The 25,582-nt window shown below is 71.9% G+C and carries 24 protein-coding genes; 12 read left to right on the top strand and 12 right to left on the bottom strand.

Annotated elements, in window-relative coordinates:
• Positions 1 to 221 precede the first annotated feature (221 nt).
• Entirely contained in the window at positions 222 to 530 is a 309-nt protein-coding gene (locus HNR57_RS07050) for an SAM-dependent methyltransferase (protein ID WP_184557799.1), read from the top strand.
• On the opposite strand, the gene HNR57_RS07045 is transcribed toward HNR57_RS07050, so the two are convergent.
• The 3 genes from HNR57_RS07045 to HNR57_RS07035 form a co-directional block, all read right to left on the bottom strand.
• Positions 520 to 1,842, bottom strand: coding sequence for a GH1 family beta-glucosidase (locus HNR57_RS07045; protein ID WP_184557795.1), 1,323 nt, complete (start codon positions 1,840 to 1,842; stop codon positions 520 to 522). The genes HNR57_RS07050 and HNR57_RS07045 overlap by 11 nt on opposite strands.
• Before the next feature lie 83 nt (positions 1,843 to 1,925).
• Positions 1,926 to 2,192: a protealysin inhibitor emfourin gene (locus HNR57_RS07040; protein WP_184557792.1), complete on the bottom strand. Its 267-nt coding sequence runs from the start codon at positions 2,190 to 2,192 to the stop codon at positions 1,926 to 1,928.
• Positions 2,193 to 2,212: 20 nt separating this feature from the next.
• Positions 2,213 to 3,274, bottom strand: coding sequence for a M4 family metallopeptidase (locus tag HNR57_RS07035; RefSeq protein ID WP_184557789.1), 1,062 nt, complete (start codon positions 3,272 to 3,274; stop codon positions 2,213 to 2,215).
• 333 nt (positions 3,275 to 3,607) lie between these two features.
• Here HNR57_RS07035 and leuA point away from each other — a divergent pair, with 333 nt between their 5' ends.
• From leuA to HNR57_RS07010, 5 genes are all read left to right on the top strand, one after another.
• On the top strand, positions 3,608 to 5,329 hold the full coding sequence (gene leuA / locus HNR57_RS07030; protein ID WP_184557786.1) for a 2-isopropylmalate synthase: 1,722 nt from the start codon (positions 3,608 to 3,610) through the stop codon (positions 5,327 to 5,329).
• A 211-nt stretch (positions 5,330 to 5,540) separates the two neighbouring features.
• The gene (locus HNR57_RS07025) at positions 5,541 to 6,239 is read left to right on the top strand and encodes a TerB family tellurite resistance protein (RefSeq protein WP_184557783.1); all 699 of its coding nucleotides are present in this window, start codon (positions 5,541 to 5,543) and stop codon (positions 6,237 to 6,239) included.
• Positions 6,240 to 6,389: 150 nt separating this feature from the next.
• Complete coding sequence (locus HNR57_RS07020; protein WP_184557780.1) at positions 6,390 to 8,483, top strand: MMPL family transporter; 2,094 nt, start codon at positions 6,390 to 6,392, stop codon at positions 8,481 to 8,483.
• Positions 8,484 to 8,533: 50 nt separating this feature from the next.
• Positions 8,534 to 9,772 carry a sensor histidine kinase gene (locus HNR57_RS07015; protein ID WP_184557777.1) on the top strand — a complete coding sequence of 413 codons (1,239 nt, stop codon included), beginning with the start codon at positions 8,534 to 8,536 and terminating at the stop codon, positions 9,770 to 9,772.
• Positions 9,769 to 10,431 (top strand): response regulator, encoded by a 663-nt coding sequence (locus HNR57_RS07010; protein WP_184557774.1) that lies wholly within the window; start codon positions 9,769 to 9,771, stop codon positions 10,429 to 10,431. The genes HNR57_RS07015 and HNR57_RS07010 overlap by 4 nt, the downstream gene beginning before the upstream one ends.
• A 9-nt stretch (positions 10,432 to 10,440) precedes the next feature.
• Here HNR57_RS07010 and HNR57_RS07005 read toward each other — a convergent pair whose 3' ends face one another.
• From HNR57_RS07005 to HNR57_RS06985, 5 genes are read right to left on the bottom strand one after another with little or no spacing between them, the layout of a single operon-like run.
• The gene (locus tag HNR57_RS07005; RefSeq protein ID WP_184557770.1) at positions 10,441 to 11,373 is read right to left on the bottom strand and encodes a dihydrodipicolinate synthase family protein; all 933 of its coding nucleotides are present in this window, start codon (positions 11,371 to 11,373) and stop codon (positions 10,441 to 10,443) included.
• A complete protein-coding gene (locus HNR57_RS07000; RefSeq protein ID WP_184557766.1) occupies positions 11,370 to 12,389 on the bottom strand; it encodes an oligopeptide/dipeptide ABC transporter ATP-binding protein in 1,020 nt (339 codons plus the stop codon). The genes HNR57_RS07005 and HNR57_RS07000 overlap by 4 nt, the downstream gene beginning before the upstream one ends.
• A complete protein-coding gene (locus HNR57_RS06995) occupies positions 12,386 to 14,356 on the bottom strand; it encodes a dipeptide/oligopeptide/nickel ABC transporter permease/ATP-binding protein (protein WP_184557763.1) in 1,971 nt (656 codons plus the stop codon). Before HNR57_RS06995 ends, HNR57_RS07000 begins: the two co-directional genes overlap by 4 nt.
• On the bottom strand, positions 14,353 to 15,315 hold the full coding sequence (locus HNR57_RS06990; RefSeq protein WP_184557760.1) for an ABC transporter permease: 963 nt from the start codon (positions 15,313 to 15,315) through the stop codon (positions 14,353 to 14,355). The genes HNR57_RS06995 and HNR57_RS06990 overlap by 4 nt, the downstream gene beginning before the upstream one ends.
• A 4-nt stretch (positions 15,316 to 15,319) precedes the next feature.
• Positions 15,320 to 16,948: an ABC transporter substrate-binding protein gene (locus HNR57_RS06985; protein ID WP_184557756.1), complete on the bottom strand. Its 1,629-nt coding sequence runs from the start codon at positions 16,946 to 16,948 to the stop codon at positions 15,320 to 15,322.
• Positions 16,949 to 17,165: 217 nt separating this feature from the next.
• On the opposite strand from HNR57_RS06985, the gene HNR57_RS06980 reads away from it, so the two are divergent.
• From HNR57_RS06980 to HNR57_RS06970, 3 genes are all read left to right on the top strand, one after another.
• The gene (locus tag HNR57_RS06980) at positions 17,166 to 17,618 is read left to right on the top strand and encodes a protein-tyrosine phosphatase family protein (RefSeq protein ID WP_184558867.1); all 453 of its coding nucleotides are present in this window, start codon (positions 17,166 to 17,168) and stop codon (positions 17,616 to 17,618) included.
• Positions 17,619 to 17,716: 98 nt separating this feature from the next.
• Positions 17,717 to 18,859, top strand: a complete 1,143-nt coding sequence (locus tag HNR57_RS06975; RefSeq protein ID WP_184557753.1) for a glycoside hydrolase family 113 protein — start codon at positions 17,717 to 17,719, stop codon at positions 18,857 to 18,859.
• 49 nt (positions 18,860 to 18,908) lie between these two features.
• Entirely contained in the window at positions 18,909 to 19,346 is a 438-nt protein-coding gene (locus tag HNR57_RS06970) for a VOC family protein (protein ID WP_184557750.1), read from the top strand.
• Between the two features lie 5 nt (positions 19,347 to 19,351).
• On the opposite strand, the gene HNR57_RS06965 is transcribed toward HNR57_RS06970, so the two are convergent.
• A complete protein-coding gene (locus tag HNR57_RS06965; RefSeq protein WP_184557747.1) occupies positions 19,352 to 20,827 on the bottom strand; it encodes an alpha/beta hydrolase in 1,476 nt (491 codons plus the stop codon).
• A 531-nt stretch (positions 20,828 to 21,358) separates the two neighbouring features.
• On the opposite strand from HNR57_RS06965, the gene HNR57_RS06960 reads away from it, so the two are divergent.
• The 3 genes from HNR57_RS06960 (at position 21,359) to HNR57_RS06950 (ending at position 23,246) form a co-directional block, all read left to right on the top strand.
• Positions 21,359 to 21,574, top strand: a complete 216-nt coding sequence (locus HNR57_RS06960; RefSeq protein WP_184558865.1) for a hypothetical protein — start codon at positions 21,359 to 21,361, stop codon at positions 21,572 to 21,574.
• A gap of 26 nt (positions 21,575 to 21,600) precedes the next feature.
• Positions 21,601 to 22,347: a DNA repair protein RecO gene (gene recO / locus HNR57_RS06955; protein WP_184557743.1), complete on the top strand. Its 747-nt coding sequence runs from the start codon at positions 21,601 to 21,603 to the stop codon at positions 22,345 to 22,347.
• Positions 22,348 to 22,412: 65 nt separating this feature from the next.
• Positions 22,413 to 23,246, top strand: a complete 834-nt coding sequence (locus HNR57_RS06950; RefSeq protein ID WP_184557740.1) for an isoprenyl transferase — start codon at positions 22,413 to 22,415, stop codon at positions 23,244 to 23,246.
• A 185-nt stretch (positions 23,247 to 23,431) separates the two neighbouring features.
• Here HNR57_RS06950 and HNR57_RS06945 read toward each other — a convergent pair whose 3' ends face one another.
• From HNR57_RS06945 to HNR57_RS06935, 3 genes are read right to left on the bottom strand one after another with little or no spacing between them, the layout of a single operon-like run.
• The gene (locus HNR57_RS06945) at positions 23,432 to 23,851 is read right to left on the bottom strand and encodes a Fur family transcriptional regulator (protein ID WP_062926757.1); all 420 of its coding nucleotides are present in this window, start codon (positions 23,849 to 23,851) and stop codon (positions 23,432 to 23,434) included.
• A gap of 58 nt (positions 23,852 to 23,909) precedes the next feature.
• Positions 23,910 to 24,812, bottom strand: coding sequence for a metal ABC transporter permease (locus tag HNR57_RS06940; protein ID WP_184557737.1), 903 nt, complete (start codon positions 24,810 to 24,812; stop codon positions 23,910 to 23,912).
• Positions 24,812 to 25,579: a metal ABC transporter ATP-binding protein gene (locus HNR57_RS06935; protein WP_184557734.1), complete on the bottom strand. Its 768-nt coding sequence runs from the start codon at positions 25,577 to 25,579 to the stop codon at positions 24,812 to 24,814. Before HNR57_RS06935 ends, HNR57_RS06940 begins: the two co-directional genes overlap by 1 nt.
• Positions 25,580 to 25,582 lie beyond the last annotated feature (3 nt).

Below are 25,582 nucleotides of genomic sequence, written 5' to 3'. Positions count from 1 at the left end.
CGAAGTCGAGGAAGGGGCGAGCGGACAACGGACCGGCCGGATGTGGGGGTTGGGGCTTCCGGAACCCAGGTCACACAAGTAACTATGCTCGGAGAGCAGTTCAAGCTGCAACCATCTCCCTGATAATTTCAGAAGGGCGGTATCGCCCGGGGGAACGATCCGCTGAATCGTTCAAGTCCTCGCAAGATCAGCGGCGATGACGACCCCTCAGGAGGAACGGCGTGAGCGACCCGCGACCAGGAACCGGCGCCGGTGCCCCCACCGTCCTGCGCATGATCCTGGGCCGCCGGCTCCAGGAGGCCCGGCAGCACGCGGGCCTGTCCCTCGACGACGCCGCCAAGGCCCTGCGCGCCACCCCGCTGACCATCCGCCGCCTGGAGAAGGCCGAGGTCGGCCTGAAGATCCTCGGCCTGGACCTGCTGGAGCCGGGCGTCGCGGTCGGCCACCGCTGGCGCCCGGACGCCGTGCAGGGCGACACCCCGACGGACGCCGAGGTCAGCCTGTGGACCGGGGTGGGCATCAAGCCGTAGGCGCCTGCGCGCGCAGCAGCTCCCGGTACCAGTGGTACGACGCCTTCGGGGTCCGCTCCAGGGTGCCGAAGTCGACGTGGACCAGGCCGAACCGGCGTGCGTAGCCCTCCGCCCACTCGAAGTTGTCGAGCAGGGACCACACGAAGTAGCCGCGCACATCGACGCCCGCCTCCACGGCCCGGTGCAGGGCCCGGACGTGGCCGTCCAGGTAGGCGATGCGGTCCTGGTCGTCGACGCCCGGGTAGGAGCAGCCGTTCTCGGTGATGACGACGGGCGGGAGCCGGTCGCCGTAGCGGTCGCGGAAGGTGGTGAGGAGCTCGGTGAGGCCCTCGGGGACGACCGGCCAGCCGAAATCGGTGACCGGGCGGCCCTCGATCTCCTGGACGGAGAAGGGCAGTTCGGCGGGCATGGTGACCCCGCCGAACTCGATCTCGGCGCCTTGCGGGGCACCCACCCTGGTCGGGGCGTAGTAGTTGATCCCGTACCAGTCGAGCGGCTCGGCGATCACCTTCAGGTCCGCTTCCACGTCTCCCGGCATCAGCTCGCCGATGCCGTCCGGGTACCGCCCCAGCAGCAGCGGGTCCGCGAACAGGCGGTTGAGCAGCAGGTCGTAGAAGTCCGCCGCCTCCAGGTCCGGCGCCTCGGTCGACGCCGCCCAGGTCGGGCCGTGCGAGTTGGCGACGCCGATGTCCGCGGCGCCCGAGGCGCGCAGGGCCCGGACGGCCAGGCCGTGGGCGAGCAGCTGGTGGTGGGCGACCGGCAGCGCGTCGAACAGCAGCCGCTTCCCCGGTGCGTGCACGCCCAGGGCATGGCCCAGCAGGGTGTGCTCGGCGGGCTCGTTCAGGGTGATCCACTTCGTCACACGGTCGCCGAGGCGGCCGGCCACCAGGGACACGTACTCGGCGAAGCGCTCGGCCGTGTCCCGCTCCAGCCAGTCCAGGTCCGCCGGCAGGTCCCAGTGGAACAGTGTGGGCACCGGGCGGACGCCCGCCGCGCACAGGTCGTCCACCAGCCGGTCGTAGAAGTCCAGGCCCTTGTCGGACCGCACGCGCGGCCAGGAGACCGAGAAGCGGTAGGCGTTCACGCCCAGCTCGGCCAGGAGCGCCACGTCCTCGCGGTGACGGTGGACGTGGTCGCAGGCCACCGCCGCCGTCGAGCCGTCCTTCACCTGTCCCGGCGTGGCCGTGAAGGCGTCCCACACGGACGGCCCGCGCTCGTCCGCGCCGCCCTCGATCTGGTGCGCGGAGGTGGACACGCCCCAGAGGAAGCCGGCCGGGAAGCGGGGGATCGGGTTGCCTGCGTCAGTCGCCATGCGGTGGATCATCCGTACCGGCGGTAACGGAAGTCAACGGCCGGGCGGCAAGGAGCTGTTGCCCGGCCGGTGACGCGGACCCGTCATGCCCCTTCCTTCAGCACCCGCGAGATCAGCTTCCGCTGCTCGTCCGTCAGCCGGGGATCCGCGCAGTACACCGTCGTGCCGTCCACGGTGAGCTGGTAGCTGAACCCGTCCGGGACGCCGACCGGCGGCGTGCTCCGGCCGGCGGCCAGGGCCTCCTCGGCCAGCGCGTGCCACTCGGAGGCATCGGGCCGGCCCGAGGTGTCCACCTCGGCATACCGCTCGATGCCCGCGAACCCGCCCGTGCGCCGCACCTGAATACGCATGGCACCTGTCTAGTACGGAACTACAGGGTCCGCACCCCGACCTGCTCCCAGCCCTTCGCCACGGCGTCCAGCTCCTCCCCGTCCCCGAAGCGCTCCCGGGCGGCTTTGACGGTGAGCGTGGCGAAGTCGACGAACATCGCGTCCTGCCTCAGCTCGCCGCCGGTCAGCACGTCGTACCAGACCTGTCCGGCCCGCTCCCAGGCGTGGCCGCCGAGGGCCGTGGCCGCGAGGTAGAAGGCGTGGTTCGGGATGCCCGAGTTGATGTGGACACCGCCGTTGTCGCGGCCGGTGCGCACGAAGTCGTCCATCGTCGCGGGCTGCGGGTCCTTGCCGAGGACGTCGTCGTCGTACGCCGTGCCCGGCGCCTTCATGGAGCGCAGCGCCGTGCCCGTCACCCGCGGGGCGAGCAGGCCCGCGCCGATCAGCCAGTCGGCCTCGGCGGCGGTCTGGCCGAGGGTGTACTGCTTGATCAGGGCGCCGAAGACGTCCGACAGGGACTCGTTGAGCGCGCCGGGCTGGCCGAAGTAGGTGAGGTTGGCCGTGTACTGCGTGACGCCGTGTGCGAGTTCGTGGCCGATGACGTCGATCGGGATGGTGAAGTCGAGGAAGATCTCCCCGTCCCCGTCGCCGAAGACCATCTGCTCGCCGTTCCAGAAGGCGTTGTTGTAGTCCCGGTCGTAGTGCACGGTCGCGTTGAGCGGGAGGCCGTTCCCGTCGATCGAGTCGCGCCGGTAGGCCTGGAGGAACAGCTCGAAGGTGGCGCCGAGACCGGCGTAGGCGCGGTTGACGGTGGCGTCCTTGCCGGGCTTGTCGCCCTCGCCGCGGACCTTGTGGCCGGGCAGGTCGGTGCCGTGCCGGGCGTCGTGGACGGTGCGCTGCGGCCTGCCGTCGGCGACGGCGGCGACGGCGGTCGCGCCGATGACCGTGGTGAGGCGGCGCTGGGTGCGCTCGAAGGCGTCGCGCTGCAGGGTGCGGCGGGCGGGACGGGCGAGTGCGGGGTCCTCGGCCTGGGCGAGCTTGTCGAGGACATGAGGCGGGACGATGGTGCAGAAGACGGGCTCGAAGCCCCCGTGAGTCGTCATGCCCGGCACCCTTGCACTGCGTGACGAAACTGTCACTAGTCGCCACCATGATTGGTGAAATACCGGGACAACGACCCTCACGCTCCGTGGCGGGTGCTATGGCGAAGTGGGATAGCGCACTTTTTGTCCCGTTTGCGTGTCGAGTCCCGCATACTGATACGACCCCACGCGCCGGGGAGAGGCTCGGCTAGCATGCTGCGCATCATGCGTTTCGGGCTGCTTCTCCTTAGCTGCCGCGGCGAGGGCCTGTAGTCGAGGCCGACTCCCTCCCCGCGGAGCTTGGTGCTGCGTCGTCGGCCGTCCTTCCGGACACCCCTGAGGAGCCCCCGCATCATGGCGAACCGCCAGCAGCCCAGTTCCATGCCGATCCACAAGTACGGCCGCTACGAGCAGGTCGACATCCCGGACCGCACCTGGCCGCAGAACCGCGTCACCACCGCCCCCCGCTGGCTCTCCACCGACCTGCGTGACGGCAACCAGGCCCTGATCGACCCCATGTCGCCGGCCCGCAAGCGCGCCATGTTCGACCTGCTGGTCAAGATGGGCTACAAGGAGATCGAGGTCGGCTTCCCGGCCTCCGGCCAGACCGACTTCGACTTCGTGCGCTCCATCATCGAGGAGCCCGGGGCGATCCCCGACGACGTCACCATCTCCGTACTGACCCAGGCCCGCGAGGACCTGATCGAGCGCACGGTGGAGTCGCTGAAGGGCGCCAAGCGCGCGACCGTCCACCTGTACAACGCCACGGCGCCCGTCTTTCGCCGGGTCGTCTTCCGCGGCTCCAAGGACGACATCAAGCAGATCGCCGTCGACGGCACGCGCCTGGTCATGGGGTACGCGGAGAAGCTGCTGGGCGCCGAGACCGAGTTCGGCTACCAGTACAGCCCCGAGATCTTCACCGACACCGAGCTGGACTTCGCGCTGGAGGTCTGCGAGGCGGTCATGGACGTCTGGCAGCCCGGCCCGGGCCGCGAGATCATCCTGAACCTGCCGGCGACCGTCGAGCGCTCCACGCCCTCCACGCACGCCGACCGCTTCGAGTGGATGGGCCGCAACCTCTCCCGCCGCGAGCACGTCTGCCTGTCGATCCACCCGCACAACGACCGTGGCACCGCCGTCGCCGCCGCCGAGCTGGCGCTGATGGCCGGCGCCGACCGCGTCGAGGGCTGCCTGTTCGGCCAGGGCGAGCGCACCGGCAACGTCGACCTGGTCACCCTGGGCATGAACCTGTTCTCGCAGGGCGTCGACCCGCAGATCGACTTCTCCGACATCGACGAGATCCGTCGTACGTGGGAGTACTGCAACCAGATGGACGTCCACCCGCGCCACCCGTACGTGGGCGACCTGGTCTACACGTCCTTCTCCGGCTCCCACCAGGACGCCATCAAGAAGGGCTTCGACGCCATGGAGGCCGACGCCGCCGCCAAGGGCGTCACCGTCGACGACATCGAATGGGCCGTCCCCTACCTGCCCATCGACCCCAAGGACGTCGGCCGCTCCTACGAGGCGGTCATCCGGGTCAACTCGCAGTCCGGCAAGGGCGGTATCGCCTACGTCCTGAAGAACGACCACAAGCTGGAACTGCCGCGCCGGATGCAGATCGAGTTCTCCAAGCTCATCCAGGCCAAGACGGACGCGGAGGGCGGCGAGGTCACGCCGAAGGACATCTGGTCGGTCTTCCGGGACGAGTACCTGCCCAACCCCGAGAACCCGTGGGGCCGGATCCAGGTCAAGAACAACCAGTCGACGACCGACACCGACGGCGTGGACACGCTGAAGGTGGAGGCCACGGTCGACGGCCAGGACACCGTCCTGACCGGTTCCGGCAACGGTCCGATCTCGGCCTTCTTCGACGCCCTGCAGTCCGTCGGCATCGACGTACGCCTGCTGGACTACCAGGAGCACACGATGAGCGAGGGCGCCTCCGCGCAGGCCGCCTCCTACATCGAGTGCGCGATCGGCGACAAGGTCCTGTGGGGGATCGGAATCGACGCGAACACCACGCGGGCCTCGCTGAAGGCCGTCGTCTCGGCCGTCAACCGCGCGGCTCGCTGACCAGCCGTACGGGTCCGCGGCCACCGGCCGTTCACCGACGCCTCAGGGGCTCCGTCCGCCGATGTCCGGCGGGCGGAGCCCCGTCGCATACCGGCCATTGTCTGTGGAGGTCACGGAAAGGTCTCCTCCGGGGTGCTGACTCCTCGTCTCCGATGTGGCTAACATCACGCAAGCGCGGCGACGTTGCCGTGCTGCGTGACGGAGGTGCGACGTGCTGCCAGGACGGGGACGAAACGGCCATGCCGCCAGGCTTTCTCGCATCCTGGGCACCCGCACCGCGTGGACGGCCGCGGGTGACGGCGAGTTCTTCTGCCCCGGTTGCGGCGGCGACCGCAACTACCAGCGGCTGACCGGACAGCGCCGCTTCACCCTGCTCGGCCTGCCCGTGCTGCCGCGCGGCGAGACCGGCCCGGTCGTGGAGTGCGCGGCCTGCCGCCGCCACTTCGGCGCCGACGTCCTCGACCATCCGACCACCATCCGCTTCTCCGCGATGCTCCGCGACGCCGTGCACACCGTCGCCCTCGCCGTACTGGCGGCCGGCGGCGCCGGATCCCGTACGGCGCTGGAGGCCGCCGTCCTCGCCGTGCGCGCGGCCGGCTTCGACGACTGCACGGAGGAGCAGCTGGCCGCGCTCGTCGAGGCGCTGGAGGCGGACACCGGCCGGATCACCGGCGAACCCTGCGGTGCGGGGCTGGCCATAGAGCTGCACGAGGCGCTGGACCCGCTCGCCCCGCACCTCGCCACCGTCGGCCGCGAATCGATCCTGCTCCAGGGCGCCCGCATCGCCCTGGCGGACGGGCCGTACACCCCGGCCGAGCGGGACGTACTGGCGACGGTCGGGGCGGCGCTCACCATCTGCTCCGACGACGTCACCCGGCTGCTGGCGGAGGCCGCGCGCACCCCCTCGTAGGGCCCCCGGCGTTACTCCCCGGGGAGTAACGCGCGGCCCGGACCGCCCCCCGCAGTAGGCCCCGACTCGACCTCACGCCCGACGAACCGGCACCCGCCCGGCGGGAGTCTGGAGACCGATCCAGACACCCGACCGGAGGGAGCCGGACTCATGGGGGCCGTAAGGACGCGTACCGGGCGCAGGCGGGCCGTGCCCTGGGTGGTGGTCGGGCTCTGGCTCGCCGCGCTCGTGCTGGTCGGGCCGCTCGCCGGCAAATTCGCCGACATCCAGCAGAACCGCGCGGTCGACTACCTGCCCGACAGTGCCGACTCGACCCAGGTGGCGCGCATCCAGGACGAGTTGCCGGGCGGTGAGTCGACCGACCTGGTGGTCGTCTACCACCGGGACGGCGGCCTGACCGACGCCGACCGGCGCACCGCCGACCGGCAGATCACCGAGGTGAGCGGCGCCTACGACCTGACGGGAGAGCCGCGGGGCATCCCGTCGAAGGACGGCTCCACCCTGATGTACCCGGTCAGCAGCACCCAGCCGGGCCAGGACGAGGAAGCCCGGGACGCCTTCGTCGACGGGGTGCGGGACATCGCCGGGGGCGGCGGCGGGCTGAGCGCCGAGGTCGGCGGGCCCGGTGCGCTGAACACCGACATGAACAAGGTGTTCGAGACGCTCGACGCCACGCTGCTGCTCGCCACCCTCGGCGTCGTCACCGTGCTGCTCGTCCTCATCTACCGCAGCCCCTTCCTGTGGCTGGTGCCGCTCGCCGTGGCGGGGATCGCCGCCGCCGTGGCGATGGCCGCCGGGTACGGGCTGCACGAACTGTTCGACGTCACCGTCACCGGCCAGAGCGGCGGCGTGATGACCGTGCTCGTCCTCGGCGCCGGCACCGACTACGCGCTGCTCCTCATCTCCCGCTACCGCGAGGAACTGCGGCGCCACGAGCGGCCGTACGACGCCATGAGCACCGCCCTGCGCGGCTGCGGGCCGGCGATCCTCGCCTCCTCGGGGACCGTCGCCGCCGGGCTGCTGTGTCTGCTCGCCGCGGACCTCAACAGCAGCAGCGGCATGGGGCCGGTCGGCATGGTCGGGGTGCTCGCCGCGCTGGTCGCCATGACGACCCTGCTGCCGGCGGTTCTCGTCCTGCTGGGACGGCGGGTGTTCTGGCCGCTGATCCCGGCGTTCGGGAGTGAGCCGAAGGCCCGGCGGTCGCTGTTCGCCGCCATGGGCACCTCGGCGACACGGCGGCCCGTCACCGTGCTCGTCACGGGAGGCGTCCTGCTCGGGGCGCTCGCGCTCGGCACGCTGAACCTGTCCGGGTCCATCAAGCAGGAGGACTCCTTCACCGAACGGCCCGAGTCCATCACCGCGATGCAGACGCTGGCACGGGAGTATCCCGAGCGCAGCAGCCGGCCCGTGACCGTCATCGCGCCCGGGGAGCGGGCCGAGGCGGTGGGCGAACGGGCCCGGGCCACCGCGGGGGTCGCCGAGGTGGTTCCCGGGCGGAGCGGGGCGGGGTGGACCGAGATCGCCGTCTTCACCACGGCGGCTCCTCAGACCCCGGCCGAGACCCGCACCATCGAGGCACTGCGGGCCGGGATCGACCCCGAGGGCGCGTACGTCGGCGGGCTCAGCGCACAGCAGATCGACCTGGCCGAGAGCGAGGCACGGGACCGGAAGGTGATCGTGCCGCTGGTACTGGCCGCCGTGTTCGTCATCCTGGTCGGGCTGTTGCGCAGCCTCGTCGCGCCGTTGCTGCTGCTGGCGGCGGTGGTCGCGGTCTGGGGAGCGGCCCTCGGCATCGGAGGGCTGGTGTTCGAGCCGGTCCTCGGGTTCGGCGGGACGGATCCCGGGCTCGGGCTGTTGTCCTTCGTGTTCCTGGTCGCCCTCGGGGTGGACTACGGGATCTTCCTGATGCACCGGATGCGGGAGGAGTCCGTGCGAGGGGCCGAGCCGGAGGCCGCGGCGCTCACCGCCCTGCGCACGACCGGCGGGGTCATCGCCTCGGCCGGGGTGGTGCTCGCGGCCACCTTCGCGGTCCTGACGACGCTGCCCATGGTGGGGCTGGTGGAACTCGGGTTCGTCATCGCCGTGGGGGTGCTGCTGGACACCTTCCTGGTGCGTACGTACCTGGTGACCACGGCGAGCGTGCTGCTCAAGCGGCGGATGTGGTGGCCGGGCAGGCTCTCCAGCACACCGGAGCCGACGGCCACGCCGCCGGAGCGCGAGCCCGTGGCCGCGAACGCCCCCTGACCGACCGTAGGCGTCCCTCCCCTCCCGGAGGGACGCCTTCCTCGCCGAGGATGACGCCTGTGCAGGCACCCACCACGACGGCGGCCTGGTCGCGTCCCGCGGAGCGGATCATGGCCGCGATCAACCGCGATCCGCTGACCGCCCCGAACGCCCTCCGCAACGACGCGCTGCTCGCCGTGGCCGCCGGCGTTCTCGCCCTCGCCCTGGCCCTGCTCGTCGACGACGGGCGCCGGCCCGACGCGCTGGGCTGGACGCTGCTGGCCGCCTGCAACGTGCCGATCGCCTGGCGGCGCCGGCGCCCGCTGCTCGTGCTGCTCGCGGTCGTGGCGTGCGTCGCGCCCTACCACGCGCTCGACAACACCCATGCGGCGCCGACCCCGGCGACGTACATCGCCCTCTACACCGTCGCCGTCACCGGCCGCCCGCTGCGCACCGTCGTGGTCGGCGTCGGTGTCATCGGCCTCTCGGTCAGCGTGATGCTCACCGTCAGCATGCACGAGGCGCTGGAGGTGCTCCGGATATCGGGCTGGGTCGTCGCCGTGCTGTTCTGCGGAGTCGACGTGCGCTTCTACCGCCAGTACGTCGCCTCCATCGTGGAACGCGCCGAACGCGCCGAACGCACCCGCGAGGAGGAGGCCCGGCGGCGCGTCGCCGAGGAGCGGCTGCGGATCGCCAGGGACCTGCACGACCTGCTGGCCCACAGCATCACCCTCATCGGCGTGCAGACCTCCGTCGCCGCCCACGTCCTGTCGGCCGACCCCGAGCGGCTCGACCGGGAGACGGTCGCCAAGGCCCTCGACGACATCGCCGAGACCTGCCGCAGCGCCCGCGGCGAACTCCGCACCACGCTGGAGGTGCTGCGCGAGCACGACTCCCCGGACGCCCGCGGCCCGCTGCCGGGCCTCGACGGACTGCCCGATCTGGCGGAGGCCGCGCGGCTCGCCGGTGCCCGGGTCGAGCAGACCGTCCGGATACGGCAGGCACCGCCCGCCGTGGGCGCCGCCGCCTACCGCATCGTGCAGGAGGCCCTGACGAACGCGGTACGGCACGCGGGGCCCGAACCCGCCGTCCACGTCGAACTGGCGGAGCGGCAGGGCGTCCTGCACCTGTCGGTCCGCGACGACGGCACCGGCCCGGCCCCGGGCGGCACCCCGGGCTTCGGGCTCGTCGGAATGCGGGAGCGGGCCCGCAGCGTCGGTGGCACACTCGACGCCGGACCGCGTACCGGGGGCGGGTTCGAGGTCACCGCGGCCCTGCCGCTGACCACGACGGGGGAGAGGGACGGATGACCATACGGGTGCTGCTCGCGGACGATCAGACCCTGGTGCGGGAGGCGTTCGCGATGCTCGTGGAGTCCGCCCGGGACATGGAGGTCGTCGGCCAGGCCGCCACCGGCCGGCAGGCCGTGGAACTGGCCCGCGGCGCACGCGCCGACCTCGTCGTGATGGACATCCGCATGCCCGACCTGGACGGCATCGAGGCGACCCGGCTCATCGCCGCCGACGAGGACCTCGCGGGCGTCCGGGTGCTCGTCCTCACCACGTACGACACCGACGAGAACATCGTCGACGCGCTGCGGGCCGGCGCCTCCGGGTTCCTGGTCAAGGACACCAGGCCCGCCGAACTCCTCGACGCCATCCGCACGGTCGCCGCCGGGGACTCCCTGCTGTCGCCCGGGCCCACGGCACGGCTCATCGAGCGGTTCCTGCGCAGCCCCTCCGCCCCGGCGACCGGCGGGCCCGAGTGCCTGTCCGGCCGGGAGCGGGAGGTGCTCGCCCTGGTCGCACGCGGCCTCAACAACACGGAGATCGCCAACGCGCTGGGCCTGAGTCCGCTCACCGCGAAGACCCACGTCAGCCGCATCATGGGCAAGCTGGCGGCACGCGACCGGGCCCAACTGGTCATCGTCGCCTACGAGTCGGGCCTGGTGACACCGGGGAGCGTCTGAAGGCGGGCTTCAGAGCAGCCCCGCCGCCGTCAGGTGCTTGCCGACCTGCTCCACCTCGTCGGGCGACAGCGGGATCTGCGGTTGTGCCGTCGCCGGGCAGTCGATCACGCCGCGCAGGTGCAGCGCGGCCTTGAAGGCGCCGATCGCCGAGGAGTTCGGGCCCATCCGGGCCGGGTCGCCGACGCCCACCATGCCGAACAGCGCGCACAGGCGCTCCTGTTCGGCACGGGCCCCGTCCCAGTCCCCGGCACGGCACAGGCCGTCCAGGCGGACGTACCCGTGCGGGTCGACGTTGCCGAGGCCCGGCACCGTGCCGTCCGCGCCGATCGCGAGGGCCGCGTCGACGACCAGCTCGGAACCGGTCAGCACGCTGAAGCCGGTGATGCCCCGGCGCTCCCGGACGCCGGTCACCACCTGCCGGAAGGCGGCGAGGTCGCCGCTGGAGTCCTTGAGCCCGGCCACCACACCGTCCGCGGCCAGTTCCAGGACCACGTCGGCCGGCAGCTTCGTGTGGACGGCGACGGGCAGGTCGTAGGCGATCACCGGGACCGGGCTCGCCGCGGCGACCGCGCGGTAGTGGCGGGCGATCTCCGCCGGGTGGGTGCGGGCGTAGAACGGGGCGGTGACGACGACCGCGTCCGCGCCCGCCGCCGTCACCGACGCCACATGGTCCAGGACCCGGGGCGTCGTCATGTCGATCGCCCCGGCCAGTACCGGGAGCTGCCCGCCGACATGCCCCGTCACCGATTCGACGACCAGCCGGCGCCGCCGGTCCGGCAGGAACGCGGCCTCCGAGGTCGAGCCGAGCACGAACAGTCCGTGCACCCCGCCGGCCATCAGATGGTCGACGAGCCTGAGCAGCGAGGGGACGTCCACCTCGCCGTCCGGTGTCAGGGGCGTGCAGACGGGCGGGATGACACCGGTCAGCGGGGTGAGCGTCATGGGGCCTCCATCGGATCGCGCCGGTGGACGAGGTCACGGGTCGACTCGTCCTCCCGGACAGGATGGTGGCAGCGGAAGCGGTGTGCGGGCGCCGACGCGGCGGAGAAGTCCGGCATCCGCTCCGCGCACGTCCCGTCCGCCTTCCAGCAGCGGGTGCGGAACGGGCAGCCGCTCGGCGGACGGGTCGCCGACGGGACCGGGCCCGCCAGCGGGATCGGGTCCACCGGGTCGAGCAGGCCGGGCGTGGCGGAGAACAGGGCCCGGGTGTACGGGTGCCGGGCCCGGTCGGTGACCAGGGCGGCCGGGGTCTCCTCCACGATCCGGCCCAGGTACATGGTGATCACCCGGTCGCTCATCCGCCGTACCGTCTGGATGTCGTGCGAGACGAACACCAGGGCCAGACCCAGGCGTTCCTTCAGGTCGAGGAGGAGGTTGAGGATCTGCGCCCGGACCGACACGTCCAGGGCGCTCGTCGGCTCGTCCGCCACGACCAGGTCCGGGTCCAGGGCCAGTGCCCGGGCGATCGCCACGCGCTGGCGCTGCCCGCCCGACAGCTGCCCCGGCAGGGCGTCGGCGAGGGCCCGGGGGAGGCCCACCAGGGACATCAACTCCCTGACTCTCTCCTCACGCTGAGCACGAGTGCCCCGGTCGTGCACGTCCAGCGGGTCCCGCAGGATCCGCCGGACGGTCATCCGGCGGTTCAGGGCCGTCGACGGGTCCTGGAAGACCATGCCGGTGCTGCCGCCGACGGCCCGGCGGCGCTCGGCGGCCGGCATCGCCCACAGGTCCCTGCCCCGGAAGGACACCGTCCCCCGAGTCGGCCGCTCCACCCCGACCAGCACCCTGGCCAGTGTCGACTTCCCGCAGCCGGACTCGCCGACCACGCCGATGGTCTCTCCGGGGGCGATGGCCAGGTCCGCACCGGTCAGGGCGTACACGCGGTCGCGGGTGAACAGGCCGCCGCTGCGGGCCTTGTGCACGACGTGCGTGCCGGAGAGCTCCACCAGGGCGTTCACGTCACGACCTCCGAGGTGACCAGGTCGATCGCGGGGTGGTGGCAGGCCGCCGTGTGCGTCGGCGTGCCCAGCGGGCCGGGGGGCGTCGTACGGCAGATCCCGGTGGCGAGCGTGCACCGGCCGGCGAAGCGGCACCCCGCGGGGAAGTCGGCCGGGGACGGCACGACGCCCCTGATCTGCGTCATCCGCTCCTGCGCCGACTCCAGCGACAGCACGCTGCCGAGCAGCCCGCGCGTGTAGTGGTGCGCCGGAGACCCGACCAGGTCGGCCGTCACGCCCGTCTCCACGATCTGCCCGCCGTACATCACCACCACCCGGTCGGTGACGTCCGCGACCAGCGCCAGGTCGTGCGAGACGAGGATCAGCGCGAAGCCCAGCTCCTCGCGCAGCCGCAGCAGCAGCTCCATGACCTGCGCCTGCACGGTGACGTCGAGGGCCGTCGTCGGCTCGTCCGCGACGATGAGCTTCGGGTCGCGGGACAGGGCCATCGCGATCAGCACGCGCTGGCGCTGCCCGCCGGACAGCTCGTGCGGGTAGCTGCGCAGGGTGCGCCCGGGGTCGAGGCCGACCATCGTCAGCAGCTCGGCGGGACCGCGGTGCCCGCCGCGGCGCACGAGCTGCTTGAGCTGCGCGCGGATCGTCATCGCCGGGTTCAGCGACGACAGCGCGTCCTGGTAGATCATCGCCATCTCGTGGCCGAGCAGCTTGCGGCGCACCCGCATCGGTTCGGCGAGCAGGTCCCGCTGCTGGAAACGGACTTGGCCCCTGACGCGCGCCCCCTTCGGCTGGAGGCCCATGACCGCCAGCGCGGTGAGCGACTTGCCGCAGCCCGACTCGCCGACCAGCCCGAGCACCTCGCCGGGGTGCACCTCGAAGCTGATGCCGTCCACGACGTCGACGCCGCCGTGCCGCCGGTCGAAGCCGATGGCGAGGTTCTCCACCGCGAGCACGGGCTGCCCGTCCCCGGGCAGCCGGCGGGCCCGGGCCCGCAACCGCTGCGCGGCCTCCGCCAGTCCGGGCAGCCGCACGACGTCCCCGCTGCCGGGCTCCGGCGCCTCCAGCCGGTCGTCGTCCTCCGGTACGTCCACCTCGCGGGCGGACGGGGCCGCCCAGGCGTCGGACACGCCCTCGGAGAGGATGTTCAGCGACAGCACCGTGACCAGCATCAGCAGCCCGGGGAACACCGTCGCCCACCAGCCGCCGGTCAGCACCATGTTCTTGCCGTCCGCGATGACACTGCCCCAGGACGGGTCGGGCGGCCGCACGCCCGCCCCGATGAAGGACAGCGACGCCTCGAAGACGACCGCCTCGGCCACCTGGACCGTGCAGAACACCAGCACCGGAGCGGCACAGTTGACCGCCACGTGCTTCAGCACGATGTGCGGGGTCCGCGCGCCGATCACCCGTTCCGCCGTCACATAGTCCTCGCCGTACTGGTCGAGGACGTTCGCCCGCACGACCCGCGCCACCGGCGGCGTGAACAGGAACGCGATCGCGCAGATCAGCACCGTGATGCCACCGCCGAACACCGCGACCAGCACGGCGGCCAGCGCGATGCCCGGGAACGCCATCACCACGTCCAGACAGCGCATCAGCGTCTCGTCGACCGCCTTGCGGGAGGTCGCCGCGATCGCCCCGAGCAGCGCGCCGGCCACCAGGGCCAGCCCGGTCGCGCCGAGCCCGATCGCGAGCGACCAGCGGGCCCCGTACATCAGCCGGCTGAGGATGTCCCGGCCGAGGCTGTCCTGGCCCATCCAGTGCCCGGCGGACGGGTGCCCCGTGCCGTCGGCCGGCGGCTGCTGGTCCAGCGGGTCGTGCGGCGCGAGCAGTGGCGCGAGCAGCGCCATCAGGACGACGACCGCCAGGAAGCAGACGGCGGCCTTCGACAGCAGGGGCAGCCGGCGCCAGCCGCGCAGCCGGACGCCGGGCCGGGACAGCGCCGCGGTGAGACTCTTGCGGGTCGTCATGGGGTTGCGTCCCTCAGTCGTGGGTTGACCAGCAGGTACAGGACGTCGATGACGAGGTTCACGACGACGAACCCGGCCGCCGTCGTCAGCACGACGCCCTGGACGACGGCCGGATCGCCGTTCTTCACGGCGTCGATCATCAGCTTGCCCATGCCCGGCAGCGAGAAGATCGTCTCGATGACGACCGCGCCGCCGAGCAGATAGCCGACGCGCAGACCGAGCACGGTGAGGGGATTGATCAGGGCGTTCCTGAGGACGTTCCGCCCGACCACCACCCGCGGCGGCAGCCCGCTCCCGATCGCGGTCCGCACGTAGTCCTTGTCCAGCTCCTCCACCACGGCCGTCCGCACGATCCGGGTCAGCTGGGCCGCCACCGGCAGCGACAGCGCGCAGGCCGGCAGGGTCATGGTCCTCAGCCAGCCGGTGAAGGAGTCCGCCGGGTTGATGTAGCCGCCGGTCGGGAACCAGCCCAGGTCGACCGCCAGGTACTGGATCATCAGCAGCGCCAGCCAGAAGCCGGGCGCGGCGACACCGGTCAGGGACACGACCCGGATGATCTGGTCGGGCAGCCGGTCCCGGTGGATCGCCGCCGTCACCCCGCCCACGAGGGACAGCACGACCGCGATGCCCAGGCCGAGGAACGTGAGCTGGAGGGTGAGCGGCAGCGCGGTGGTGACCTGGTCGATCACCGGCGCCCGGGTCAGCGCGCTGGTGCCCAGGTCGCCATGGAGCAGGTCGGCGACGAACCCGGCGTAGCGCACCGGCAGCGGGTCCAGCAGGCCGTGCTCCTCGCGGAAGTCGTGCAGTTGCCGCGGGGTGGGGTTGGCGCCCTGGAAGAACGCGGACGCCGGGTCGACGTCCGAGAACCGCATCACCAGGAACACGAACAGCACGATGCCGAGCATCAGCGGCACGAGCAGGGCGACGCGGCGGAGCAGGATCCGCAGGACGGCCGTCACCGCGCTAGGCCCACTTGGCCTGGAGGAGGTTGATGCCCGGGTACGGCTGTGCCCTTATCCCGCTGAGCTGTGCCGGGTTCCAGGCGGTCATCAGCTCGTTGTGGACGACCGGGTAGAGCACGGCCTGCTCGGCGACGACGTCGATGTAGTCCTGGACCATCGCCTTCTTCTTCGCCGGGTCGGGCTCCCGGGTGGCCCGGTCCATGTCCTTGAAGAGCTGCCGGGCGACGGGGTCGGAGGCCCACCGCGTGTACTGCATCCAGAGGTTCTCGGGCCCGTAGTTGTAGTGCATGATCAGGTCGGCGTCGAGGCCGAACTGGTTGGGGTTCGAGGCGGCGGCCACGACCTGGTAGTCCTGCTTCTGGTCCATCTTCGTGAAGACGGCCGTGGTCTCCTGCGGGGACAGGGTCGTCTCGACACCGATCGCGTCCCAGGACGCCTTGATGGTGGGCAGGCAGTCGACGATCCAGCTGACGTTCACGGCGAGGATGTCGATGCTCAGCCTCCTGACCCCGGCCCCCTCCAGCAGTGCCCTCGCCCTGTCGGGGTCGTAGTCGTAGACCGTCCTGGCCCGGCGGTAGGACGGGTTGGCCTCGTCGAGGAAGGAGGTGGAGGGCTTGCCGTGGCCCTTGAGGGCGACCTCGACCATCTTCCCGGTGTCGATGGCGTAGTGCAGGGCCTGGCGCACGCGCGGGTCGTCGAAGGGCTTGTGCCTGGTGTTGAACATCAGGAACAGGTTGTTCATCCCGGCCCCGCCGGCGACCGTCATGCCGCCGTTCTCCAGCTGCCCGATGTTGGCGTACGGGATGTTGTCCGCGATCTGCGCGCCCGCGCTCGATCCCGAGATCTTCGCGACGCGGGGGGCCGCGTCCACGATCGTCAGCCAGTTCATCTTGCGGAAGGCGGGCTTGCGGGGGCCGTTGTAGCCGTCGAACGCCTCGAAGGTCGTGTTCGACTTCGGGTGGTGCGCGGTCTGCCGGTACGGCCCCGAGCCGATCGCCTTGCCCTTGATCGCCTCGTCCCAGGCCCCCGGCTTCGAGAACACGTGCCTCGGCATGATCTTGGCGAGTGTCAGCCGTGAAAGACCCTCCGGGAAGGGGAACTTGAGCACCAGCTCGACGTTCCGCGCGTCGATCTTCCGGACCTCCTTCAGCCAGCTCGCGAAGAAGCCCTTGGCGAGGGTCTGCGTGTCCGGGTCGAGGATCCGCTCGAACACGAAGACCACGTCGTCGGCGGTGACGGGCTTCCCGTCGTGGAACGTCGCACCCGCCCGCAAGGTGAACTTCCAGGACGTGCCGTCCGGGTTCTCCGGCACCTCGGTCGCCAGCGCCGCGTACGGCTCGCGGGAGATCGGGTCGGTGTCCAGCAGCCCCTCGTAGATGTGGTGGTTGGCGGCCATGCAGAACGCGGACGCCGTCTGGGTGGGGTCCCAGCTGCCGTCGTTGCCGTAGCCGATCACCGCGGTGAGGGTCCGGTCCCGGCCCCCGCCGGTGCCGGTGTCGTTGGTGGACTCCGGACCGGACGAACAGGCCGACAGCGACGCGGAGACGGCGGCGGCCGCGCCCAGCGCGCCGGTGTACTTCAGGAACGACCGGCGGTGGGGCGCCGGCACGTCGGGGGTCACGTCGCGCAAGGGTCCTCCAGCGAGATCCGGTGGCAGGGACTGGCAGGGGAGATACGACGTCCTACGTCCTGGGGTCAGCGCGACGATAGGAGGGGCCGTGGGGGTGGTCAAGGGATCGCACACGAATGGCGTATCCATCAGAGGCCGGACCATCGGCGCTGCCTGGGACGCGAGTTGACGGTGCGCCAGTTCGAATCCGCCCCGGTGCGGGCGAGCGCGGAGCATGATGAGGGGCGTGAGCGAGCTGTGGAGCGAGAGCGACGCCGGTGCCCTGCGACTGCCCTCCGGCCGGCTGGTACGAGGCCGGGGCCTGCGGCATCCCCTGAACCCCGGCGCGCCCCTGCCCTCCTACGGCGTCTACCTGCTCGGCCGGCAGCCGCCCGAGGTCCCCTGGGACTCGGCCTGGATCCGCTGGCCCGACTTCCGTCTCCCGGCGGACCGGGCGGCCGCCCGCGCGGTGCTGGCCGACGTGTGGGAGCGGGCCGTCGGGGAGCGGGTGGAGATCGCCTGCGGCGGTGGACGCGGCCGTACGGGCACGGCCCTGGCCTGCCTGGCGGTGCTGGACGGGGTGCCGGGGGAGGAGGCGGTGGAGTACGTCCGACGGCACTACGACCGGCACGCGGTGGAGACGCCCTGGCAGCGGCGGTACGTACGCCGGTTCGGCGAGGGGCGAGCCTGACGGGCGTCTCCTTCGGCGCCGCACCTCATCCCTTGGTCGCGCTGCCGTAGACCGTCGGCCGACAGCGGACCCGGCGCCCGCTCGGCACAGTGGGCGGCATGGAAGAGACCAAGGGGACCAGGCAGGCGAAGGGGATCAGCCGGGCACAGTTCCTCGCCGGGGCGGCGGCGGTGGGGGTCGCCGGGGCGGTGGGACCGGCGGGGCAGGCCCGAGCCGCACAAGCCCGGCACGGCCGGGGACTGCGCCGGCGGGGCGTCGTCTACACGGTCGGGGCGGGGGAGACGCCGGGCACCGCGTGGAGTGCCCGGCGGATGCGCCACGACATCCGGGCCATCCGGGACGACCTGCACGCCGACACCGTCGACGTCACGGGCGACGGCGTCGAACGCCTCACGAAGACCGCCGCCGAGGCAGCCGAGCGCGGACTGCACGTGTGGCTCCAGCCGACCCTCGGAGACGCCCCGCAGCGCGACATCCTGGAGCACATCGCCGAAACCGGGCGGTTCGCGGAGCGGCTGCGCAGGCAGGGCGCGAGCGTCGACTTCAGCGTCGGCTGCGAGTTCTGGCTGTTCGTCCCCGGCATCCTGCCGGGCGAGACGGTCCTGGACCGGATCAGGCACCTCCAGAACGGCACCGTCGACTGGCCGCGCATGCGGCGGCGTCTCGCCGAGTTCACCGCGAAGGCCGCGAAGACCGGCAGGTCCGTCTTCAGGGGCAACCTCAGCTACGCCGCCGCCCAGAGCATCGACGACCCGGACTGGAACCTCTTCGACATCGTCGGCATCGACTACTACGCGCACTTCGAGAAGCGGGCCGACCACGTCCGGGAGCTGAAGCGCTGCCTCCGCCCGGGCAAGCCGCTCGCCATCACCGAGTTCGGCACGTGCGCGTACGTCGGCGCTCCCGAGACCGGCGGCATGGGCTGGGACATCGTGGACCACGACAAGGAGCCGCCGGAGATCAAGGGGAACCCGGTCCGCAGCGAGCGCGTCCAGGCCGACTACGTGGGCGGGTTGCTGGACGTCTTCGAGTCGATGGGCCTGTACGGGGCGATGGCCTTCGAGTTCGTCAGCGCGGACGCCCCGCACCGCCCGGACACGCCCCGCCTCGACCTCGACATGGCGTCGTACGCCCTCACCAAGGTGATCAGGGACCGCCCGGACGACCCCGCCTCCGACTGGCACTGGGAGCCGAAGGAGGCGTTCCGCGCGGTGGCCCGCCGGTACGGCCGGCACGGCTGACGTCGCGAGGCCCGCGGGGCGGGGGGACGATGGCCGGGGAGGTGCGCGTATGGACTGGACCCTCGAAGTGCTCGTCGTGCCGGTCAGCGATCTGGACCGGGCCAAGGCCTTCTACCAGGACCAGTGCGGATTCCGCGCCGAGATCGACGCCTCGTTCTTCGAGGGCGTCGGCCGCTTCGTCCAGCTGACCCCGCCCGGGTCGCGCTGCTCGATCGTGCTGGAGTCGGGGATGCCCGAGTCGCCGGGGCAGCCCCGGATGGCCCCCGGTTCGCTGCGGGGCCTCCAGCTCTGTGTGACGGACATCGAGGCGGCCAGGGCGGCGCTGGTGGGACGCGGGGTCGAGGTGACGCCGGTCCTGCACGTGGGCGCGTCCGGCTGGGCGGAGGGCCGGGGCGAGGACGGCTGGAACTCCTTCCTCTTCTTCCAGGACCCCGACGGCAACGGCTGGGCGGTCCAGGAGGCCCCGGCCCCCCTCACCGAACGCTGATCCGGTCAGTCGCAGTACAGGTCCCGGCCCGGGCGCCGGCCCGTCGCCAGGAAGCGGGAGACCGTGGCGTCGCCGCAGGCGTTGCCGTTGGCCAGATAGGCGTCATGGCCGGTGGAGTCCACGGTCACCATGACCGCCCGGTCGCCGAGGGCCCGCCGCAGCTTCCGGGCTCCCGCGAGGGGGGTGGCGACATCCCGCTCGTTCTGCACGAGCAGGGTGTTGGAGGGGCCGCGGTCGGTGACCCGCACGGCCGGCTCCTTCGGCTTGTACGGCCACGCGGCGCACACCATCGGCCCGCGCGGCATGCCCGCGGTCAGCGGGTACGCGGCCCGGCTCTCGTCGACGCCCTTCTGGTAATCGGCGGCGGAGCCGGGCCAGTCGACGTCGTTGCAGATGGTGCCGACGCCGACCGCGGCGATGTTCTGCAGCACCGGCTCCGGCGGGGCCTCGGGCGCGGGCGGCGCGGTGCCCTCGCGGGCGGCGCGGATGGCCTTGGCCAGGGTCGGGTAGTCGTCGGGGTCGTAGAGGCTGGACAGCATGGTCTGGCGGAGCGCGTTGCCGTCCAGCCGCGGGGGGACGGCGCCGGGCCAGGGGAGGGGGTCGCGGTCCAGCCGGGCGGCGAGCCGCAGGAAGCCGGACCGGACCTCGGCGGGCGTACGGGCGACCCGGTGCGGATTGCCGGGCCTGGAGGCCCACCTGGCGAACTCGGGGAAGTTGTCCTCGACACCGGTCTCGAAGGCGGCGAGCCAGTTGCGGGTCACGCGGGTGTGGTCGGGGTTGTTGTTGCTGTCCAGCACGATGCGGTCGGTGCGGTGCGGGAACAACTGGCCGTAGACGGCGCCGACGTAGGTGCCGTACGAGACGCCCCACGCCGAGATCCTCTTCTCGCCGAGGGCGGCCCGCAGGCGGTCCAGGTCGCGGGCCTCGTTGGCGGTGCTGATGTGCCGGATGAGCTCACCGCCGTTTCGGGCACAGGCCTGCGCCGTACGCCGGGCGGTGGCCATGTTCCCTTCGACGGAACCGTCCGGGGCCGGCCAGGGCAGACGCTTGGTCATGCTGATGCCGTCGGGGTCGAGCTTGCAGTCGACGGAGGTGGAGGGCGCCATCCCGCGCGGTGCGAAGCCGACGAGATCGTAGGCGTCCCGCACCTTCTGCGGCAGCTTCTGCCCCTTGCCGGAGGGGTCGCCCAGACTGTCCCCGCCGGGACCGCCCGGGATGAGTAACAGCGCGCCCCGCCGCGCGGACGGCTTCTCACTGGGGATCCGGCTGACGGCGATCCTGATCTGCGGGCTGCCGGGATCGGAGTAGTCCATGGGGACCTCGAGGGTGCCGCACTGCTGCCTGGGGTCGAGGCCGGGGCCGGTGCACCTGGTCCAGTCGAGGGACTCGGGTGCGGCGGCGGACCCCCCACCGGGCCCCGCGAACCCGAGCACCGCACCGGCGGCGGCGACCAGCGCCACACATTTCGTGATCTGCTTCATGCCAAGCAGCCTGGCGGACTTCGGCGGAGGGTCACATCCGGGTAACTCCCGGTGTTCCAGGGGGATTACCCCAGGGTGGTGCGGATGACCGAGGCCATGTCCGTCCTGCTCGGAAGAGTTCCGGTCGTGATGACCGACGTGTGTTGTGCGGAGAAGCCGTCCCGCAGGCGCTGCCTCACCTCGTTTCCCGTCAGGGCGTTTTGCAGCCCTCGTGCCGAACCCCTTTGTGCCGCACCGCAGTTGTACGGCACAGACCCTTCCCGAGTGTAGACGCGGAGCGTAACCAGAGGGATGCGAAGAGTGAAACCGCGAAAGGAGGGGGAGCACGGTGGAGGCACGACACTCGGCGCGGTGCGCCGGAGGAGCGGAGGACGCGGTGAAAGAATTGCGGGCAGAACTCATCAAGGCCGGAATCATCCTGCCCTTACCGGGACTTGCCCCGGTGAGTTTTGTGGGAGAAGTGCCCTGCCCGCTCTTCGAAGGGGGCCGGTGTGCATGGGATACCAGCCAGCGGCTCGCGGCGGTGCCGCGATGAAGCCTCCGGTCGGCGCTCATGTCGTGGACACCCGCAGCGGCCGCCTCGGCATCGTGATGGGGCATGAGGGGCCCTATGTGCAGCTGAGGCCCTACGGGGGCGGCAGGGAGTGGGACGCCGACCCCGGAGCCGTGCGGCACGCCACACCGGCCGAGCGGCTGCGCGCGGCGACCGCGTACGCCAACGCCCGTAGCAGGGGCGAGGTCCCTTGACGTGACGGTCCTGCCAGAATGGCTCCATGAGTCTGTTCCGCGACGACGGCATCGTGCTGCGCACCCAGAAGCTGGGTGAGGCGGACCGGATCATCACGCTGCTCACGCGCGGTCACGGACGGGTACGCGCCGTGGCCCGGGGCGTGCGCCGGACGAAGTCGAAGTTCGGTGCGCGCCTCGAACCGTTCTCCCACGTCGACGTGCAGTTTTTCGCCAAGGGGAGCGAGCTCGTCGGGCGGGGGCTGCCGCTGTGCACGCAGAGCGAGACCATCGCGCCGTACGGCGGCGGGATCGTCAGCGACTACGCCCGGTACACGGCCGGCACCGTCATGCTGGAGACCGCCGAGCGGTTCACCGACCATGAGGGCGAGCCGGCCGTGCAGCAGTACCTGCTGCTGGTCGGAGGCCTGCGGACCCTCGCCCGCGGGGAGCACGCGCCGCACCTCGTGCTCGACGCGTTCCTGCTCCGCTCCCTCGCCGTCAACGGATACGCCCCGAGCTTCACCGACTGCGCGAAGTGCGGGATGCCCGGGCCCAACCGGTTCTTCTCCGTCGCGTCGGGCGGTTCCGTCTGTGTGGACTGCCGGGTGCCCGGCAGCGTCGTACCCTCGCCCCAGGCCCTGGAACTCCTCGCCGCCCTGCTTACGGGAGACTGGGAGACCGCGGACGCGTGCGAGGCGCGCTACGTCCGCGAGGGCAGCGGGCTGGTGTCCGCGTATCTGCACTGGCACATGGAGCGCGGCCTGCGCTCTCTGCGCTACGTCGAGAAGTAGCGCGAGCAGCGGACATCGCGAGCAGCGGAAAACAGAGCAAGCGAGCACGAGGAGACGAGAAACACATGGCCGTACGCGGGATCCTGGGGCGCCAGCGCCGGGAGTACAGGACGCCGGAGCCGCACCCGTCCGGCGCGCGGCCCCCGAAGGTTCCCGGGGAGTTCGTACCGCAGCATGTGGCGATCGTCATGGACGGCAACGGCCGCTGGGCCAAGGACCGGGGCCTGCCGCGCACCGAAGGGCACAAGGTCGGCGCCGAGCGCGTGCTGGACGTGCTCCAGGGCGCCATCGAGATGGGCGTGGGCGCCATCTCGCTGTACGCCTTCTCCACCGAGAACTGGAAGCGTTCGCCCGACGAGGTGCGCTTCCTGATGAACTTCAACCGGGACTTCATCCGCAAGACCCGCGACCAGCTCGACGAGCTGGGCATCCGGGTGCGCTGGGTGGGCCGTATGCCCAAGCTGTGGCGCTCGGTCGCCAAGGAGCTCCAGGTCGCCCAGGAGCAGACCAAGGACAACGACCGGCTGACCCTGTACTTCTGCATGAACTACGGCGGCCGGGCCGAGATCGCCGACGCCGCCAAGGCCATGGCGGAGGACGTGAGGAGCGGCAAGCTCGACCCGTCCAAGGTCAGCGAGAAGACCTTCGCGAAGTACCTGTACTACCCGGACATGCCGGACGTGGACCTGTTCCTGCGGCCCAGCGGTGAGCAGCGCACCTCGAACTACCTGATCTGGCAGAGCGCCTACGCCGAGATGGTCTTCCAGGACGTGCTGTGGCCGGACTTCGACCGGCGTGACCTGTGGCGGGCCTGCCTGGAGTTCGCCGCACGGGACCGGCGCTTCGGCGGGGCCGTGCCGAACGAGGAACTGCTGGCCATGGAGGGCGAGCAGCCGTAACGCGCGTGCGCGGCCCGGCATCGCCTCCGGCGGCAGCCGGGCCGCGGCGGCGGTCAGCCGCACCGTGATCCTGGCCTGCCCAAAGGGCGCGGGGCTGTGTTGATGTGCGGCTCCGCCGCGGGGCGCGACCAGCCACGATCCAGCCGCAGCCGACGAACTGCGCCACCCCCACGGCGATCAACGGCTCAACCGCCGGAGGCCCCCGCACAGTCCGCGCAGGTCCCGAAGATCTCCACCGTATGAGCCACGTTCACATACCCGTGCTCCGCCGCGATGGACTCGGCCCACTTCTCCACGGCCGGCCCCTCGACCTCGACGGCCTTGCCGCAGCTCCGGCACACGAGGTGATGGTGATGGTCGTCCGTGGAGCAGCGGCGGTAGACGGACTCGCCGTCGGCGGTCCGCAGGACGTCGACCTCACCGGCGTCGGCGAGGGACTGCAGGGTGCGGTAGACCGTGGTGAGCCCGACCGAGTCGCCCTTGTGCTTGAGCATGTCGTGCAGTTCCTGCGCGCTGCGGAACTCGTCGACCTCCTGCAGGGCCGCCGCCACAGCGGCCCGCTGCTTGGTGGCGCGGCCCTTCACGGACGGTCCAGCGGTCGTCACCGTTGCCTCCTCACGTCTGCCTTGCCCGGGCCATTGTGCCAGCCCGGGGCGGGGGCGGTCAGACGCCGACTTCGTCGGCCGCCGCCCGGCTGCCCGGAATCGCGCACTCGGCGGGGTCGGCCGTCGTGTCCCCGCCCGCCGCGGCGCGGGCGCGGCGGCGCGCCAGCGGGGCCGCGAGCGCCGTCAGCACGATGAACGCGCCGATGGTCAGCAGCACGATCGTCGCGCCGGGCGGGACGTCCTGGTAGTACGAGGTGACCGTACCGCCGAGCGTCACGCTCACGCCGATGGCCACGGCGATCACGAAGGTGGCCGCGAAGCTGCGGCCGATCTGCTGGGCGGCCGCGACGGGAACCACCATCAGTGCGCTGACCAGCAGCAGCCCGACCACGCGCATCGCCACCGTCACCGTGACGGCCGCGGTGACCGCCGTCAGCAGGTTCAGCACGCGCACCGGCAGGCCCGTCACCCGGGCGAACTCCTCGTCCTGGCTGACCGCGAACAGCTGCCGCCGCAGGCCGAGGGTGACCAGCACGACGAAGGCGGCGAGGACGCAGATCGCCGTGACGTCCGACTGGGACACCGTCGACAGCGAGCCGAACAGGTACGACGTCAGGTTGGCGTTGGAGCCGGTGGGCGCGAGGTTGATGAACATCACACCGCCGGCCATGCCGCCGTAGAACAGCATCGCGAGGGCGATGTCGCCGCGGGTCTTGCCGTACCAGCGGATCAGCTCCATGAGGACCGCGCCGAGGATCGAGACGAGGGCCGCCGTCCACACCGGGGACCAGGTCAGCAGGAATCCGAGGCCGACGCCGGTCATCGCCACGTGGCCGATGCCGTCGCCCATCAGGGCCTGGCGGCGCTGGACCAGATAGATGCCGACGGCGGGGGCGGTGATGCCGACCAGGACGGCGGCGAGCAGGGCCCGCTGCATGAAGGCGTAGTCGAGGAAGTCCATCAGCTCAGCAGTCCCGTGCGGATCGGTTCGGCGCCCGCCGGCGCGTGCGGGTGTACGTGGTCGTGGCCGGGCAGGGCGTGCTGTCCGACGGCCTTCGGGGGCGGCCCGTCGTGGACGACGCAGCCGTCGCGCAGGACGACCGCCCGGTCGATGAGGGGCTCCAGGGGGCCCAGTTCGTGCAGCACGAGCAGCACGGTCGTGCCCTGGCCGACCTGCTCCCGCAGGGTGTGCGCGAGGACCTCCTGGCTGGCCAGGTCGACGCCCGCCATCGGCTCGTCCATGATCAGCAGCTCGGGTTCGGAGGCGAGCGCGCGGGCGATGAGGACGCGCTGGTGCTGGCCGCCGGAGAGGGCGTCGACCGAGTCCTTGGCCCGGTCGGCCATGCCGACGAGGTCCAGGGCACGTCGTACGGCCGCGTGGTCGGCCTTGCGCAGCACGCCGAAGCGGGCCCGGGACAGGCGGCCGGAGGAGACCACCTCGGTCACCGTGGCGGGCACGCCGCCCGCGGCCGTGGTGCGCTGCGGGACGTAGCCCACGCGGTGCCAGTCACGGAAGCGCCTGCGGTCCGTGCCGAACAGCCGGATCTCGCCGGCGCCGGTCTGCACCTGGCCGATGATGCTGCGCACGGCCGTCGACTTGCCCGAGCCGTTCGCGCCGAGCAGGGCGACGACCTCGCCGTGGCGCACGGTGAGGTCGATGCCGCGCAGCACGGGGCGCGAGCCCAGGTCGGCGCGGACCCCGCGCAGGGATACGACGGGCTCGGTCATGCC

The organism is Streptomyces paradoxus, from assembly GCF_014202475.1.
Taxonomy (GTDB): Bacteria; Actinomycetota; Actinomycetes; order Streptomycetales; family Streptomycetaceae; genus Streptomyces; species Streptomyces paradoxus.
Note: the sequence above shows the minus strand (reverse complement) of the source record. Positions and strands in the feature narration are given on the sequence as shown.

Bases quoted from the DNA above. Each gene is read 5' to 3' on its own strand.
- HNR57_RS07045 (WP_184557795.1), bottom strand. From the start codon at position 1,842: ATGGCGACTGACGCAGGCAACCCGATCCCCCGCTTCCCGGCCGGCTTC.
- HNR57_RS07040 (WP_184557792.1), bottom strand. From the start codon at position 2,192: ATGCGTATTCAGGTGCGGCGCACGGGCGGGTTCGCGGGCATCGAGCGG.
- HNR57_RS07035 (WP_184557789.1), bottom strand. From the start codon at position 3,274: ATGACGACTCACGGGGGCTTCGAGCCCGTCTTCTGCACCATCGTCCCG.
- leuA (WP_184557786.1), top strand. From the start codon at position 3,608: ATGGCGAACCGCCAGCAGCCCAGTTCCATGCCGATCCACAAGTACGGC.
- HNR57_RS07020 (WP_184557780.1), top strand. From the start codon at position 6,390: ATGGGGGCCGTAAGGACGCGTACCGGGCGCAGGCGGGCCGTGCCCTGG.
- HNR57_RS07015 (WP_184557777.1), top strand. From the start codon at position 8,534: ATGACGCCTGTGCAGGCACCCACCACGACGGCGGCCTGGTCGCGTCCC.
- HNR57_RS07010 (WP_184557774.1), top strand. From the start codon at position 9,769: ATGACCATACGGGTGCTGCTCGCGGACGATCAGACCCTGGTGCGGGAG.
- HNR57_RS07005 (WP_184557770.1), bottom strand. From the start codon at position 11,373: ATGACGCTCACCCCGCTGACCGGTGTCATCCCGCCCGTCTGCACGCCC.
- HNR57_RS06995 (WP_184557763.1), bottom strand. From the start codon at position 14,356: ATGACGACCCGCAAGAGTCTCACCGCGGCGCTGTCCCGGCCCGGCGTC.
- HNR57_RS06980 (WP_184558867.1), top strand. From the start codon at position 17,166: ATGAGGGGCGTGAGCGAGCTGTGGAGCGAGAGCGACGCCGGTGCCCTG.
- HNR57_RS06975 (WP_184557753.1), top strand. From the start codon at position 17,717: ATGGAAGAGACCAAGGGGACCAGGCAGGCGAAGGGGATCAGCCGGGCA.
- HNR57_RS06970 (WP_184557750.1), top strand. From the start codon at position 18,909: ATGGACTGGACCCTCGAAGTGCTCGTCGTGCCGGTCAGCGATCTGGAC.
- HNR57_RS06965 (WP_184557747.1), bottom strand. From the start codon at position 20,827: ATGAAGCAGATCACGAAATGTGTGGCGCTGGTCGCCGCCGCCGGTGCG.
- HNR57_RS06960 (WP_184558865.1), top strand. From the start codon at position 21,359: ATGAAGCCTCCGGTCGGCGCTCATGTCGTGGACACCCGCAGCGGCCGC.
- recO (WP_184557743.1), top strand. From the start codon at position 21,601: ATGAGTCTGTTCCGCGACGACGGCATCGTGCTGCGCACCCAGAAGCTG.
- HNR57_RS06950 (WP_184557740.1), top strand. From the start codon at position 22,413: ATGGCCGTACGCGGGATCCTGGGGCGCCAGCGCCGGGAGTACAGGACG.
- HNR57_RS06940 (WP_184557737.1), bottom strand. From the start codon at position 24,812: ATGGACTTCCTCGACTACGCCTTCATGCAGCGGGCCCTGCTCGCCGCC.
- HNR57_RS06935 (WP_184557734.1), bottom strand. From the start codon at position 25,579: ATGACCGAGCCCGTCGTATCCCTGCGCGGGGTCCGCGCCGACCTGGGC.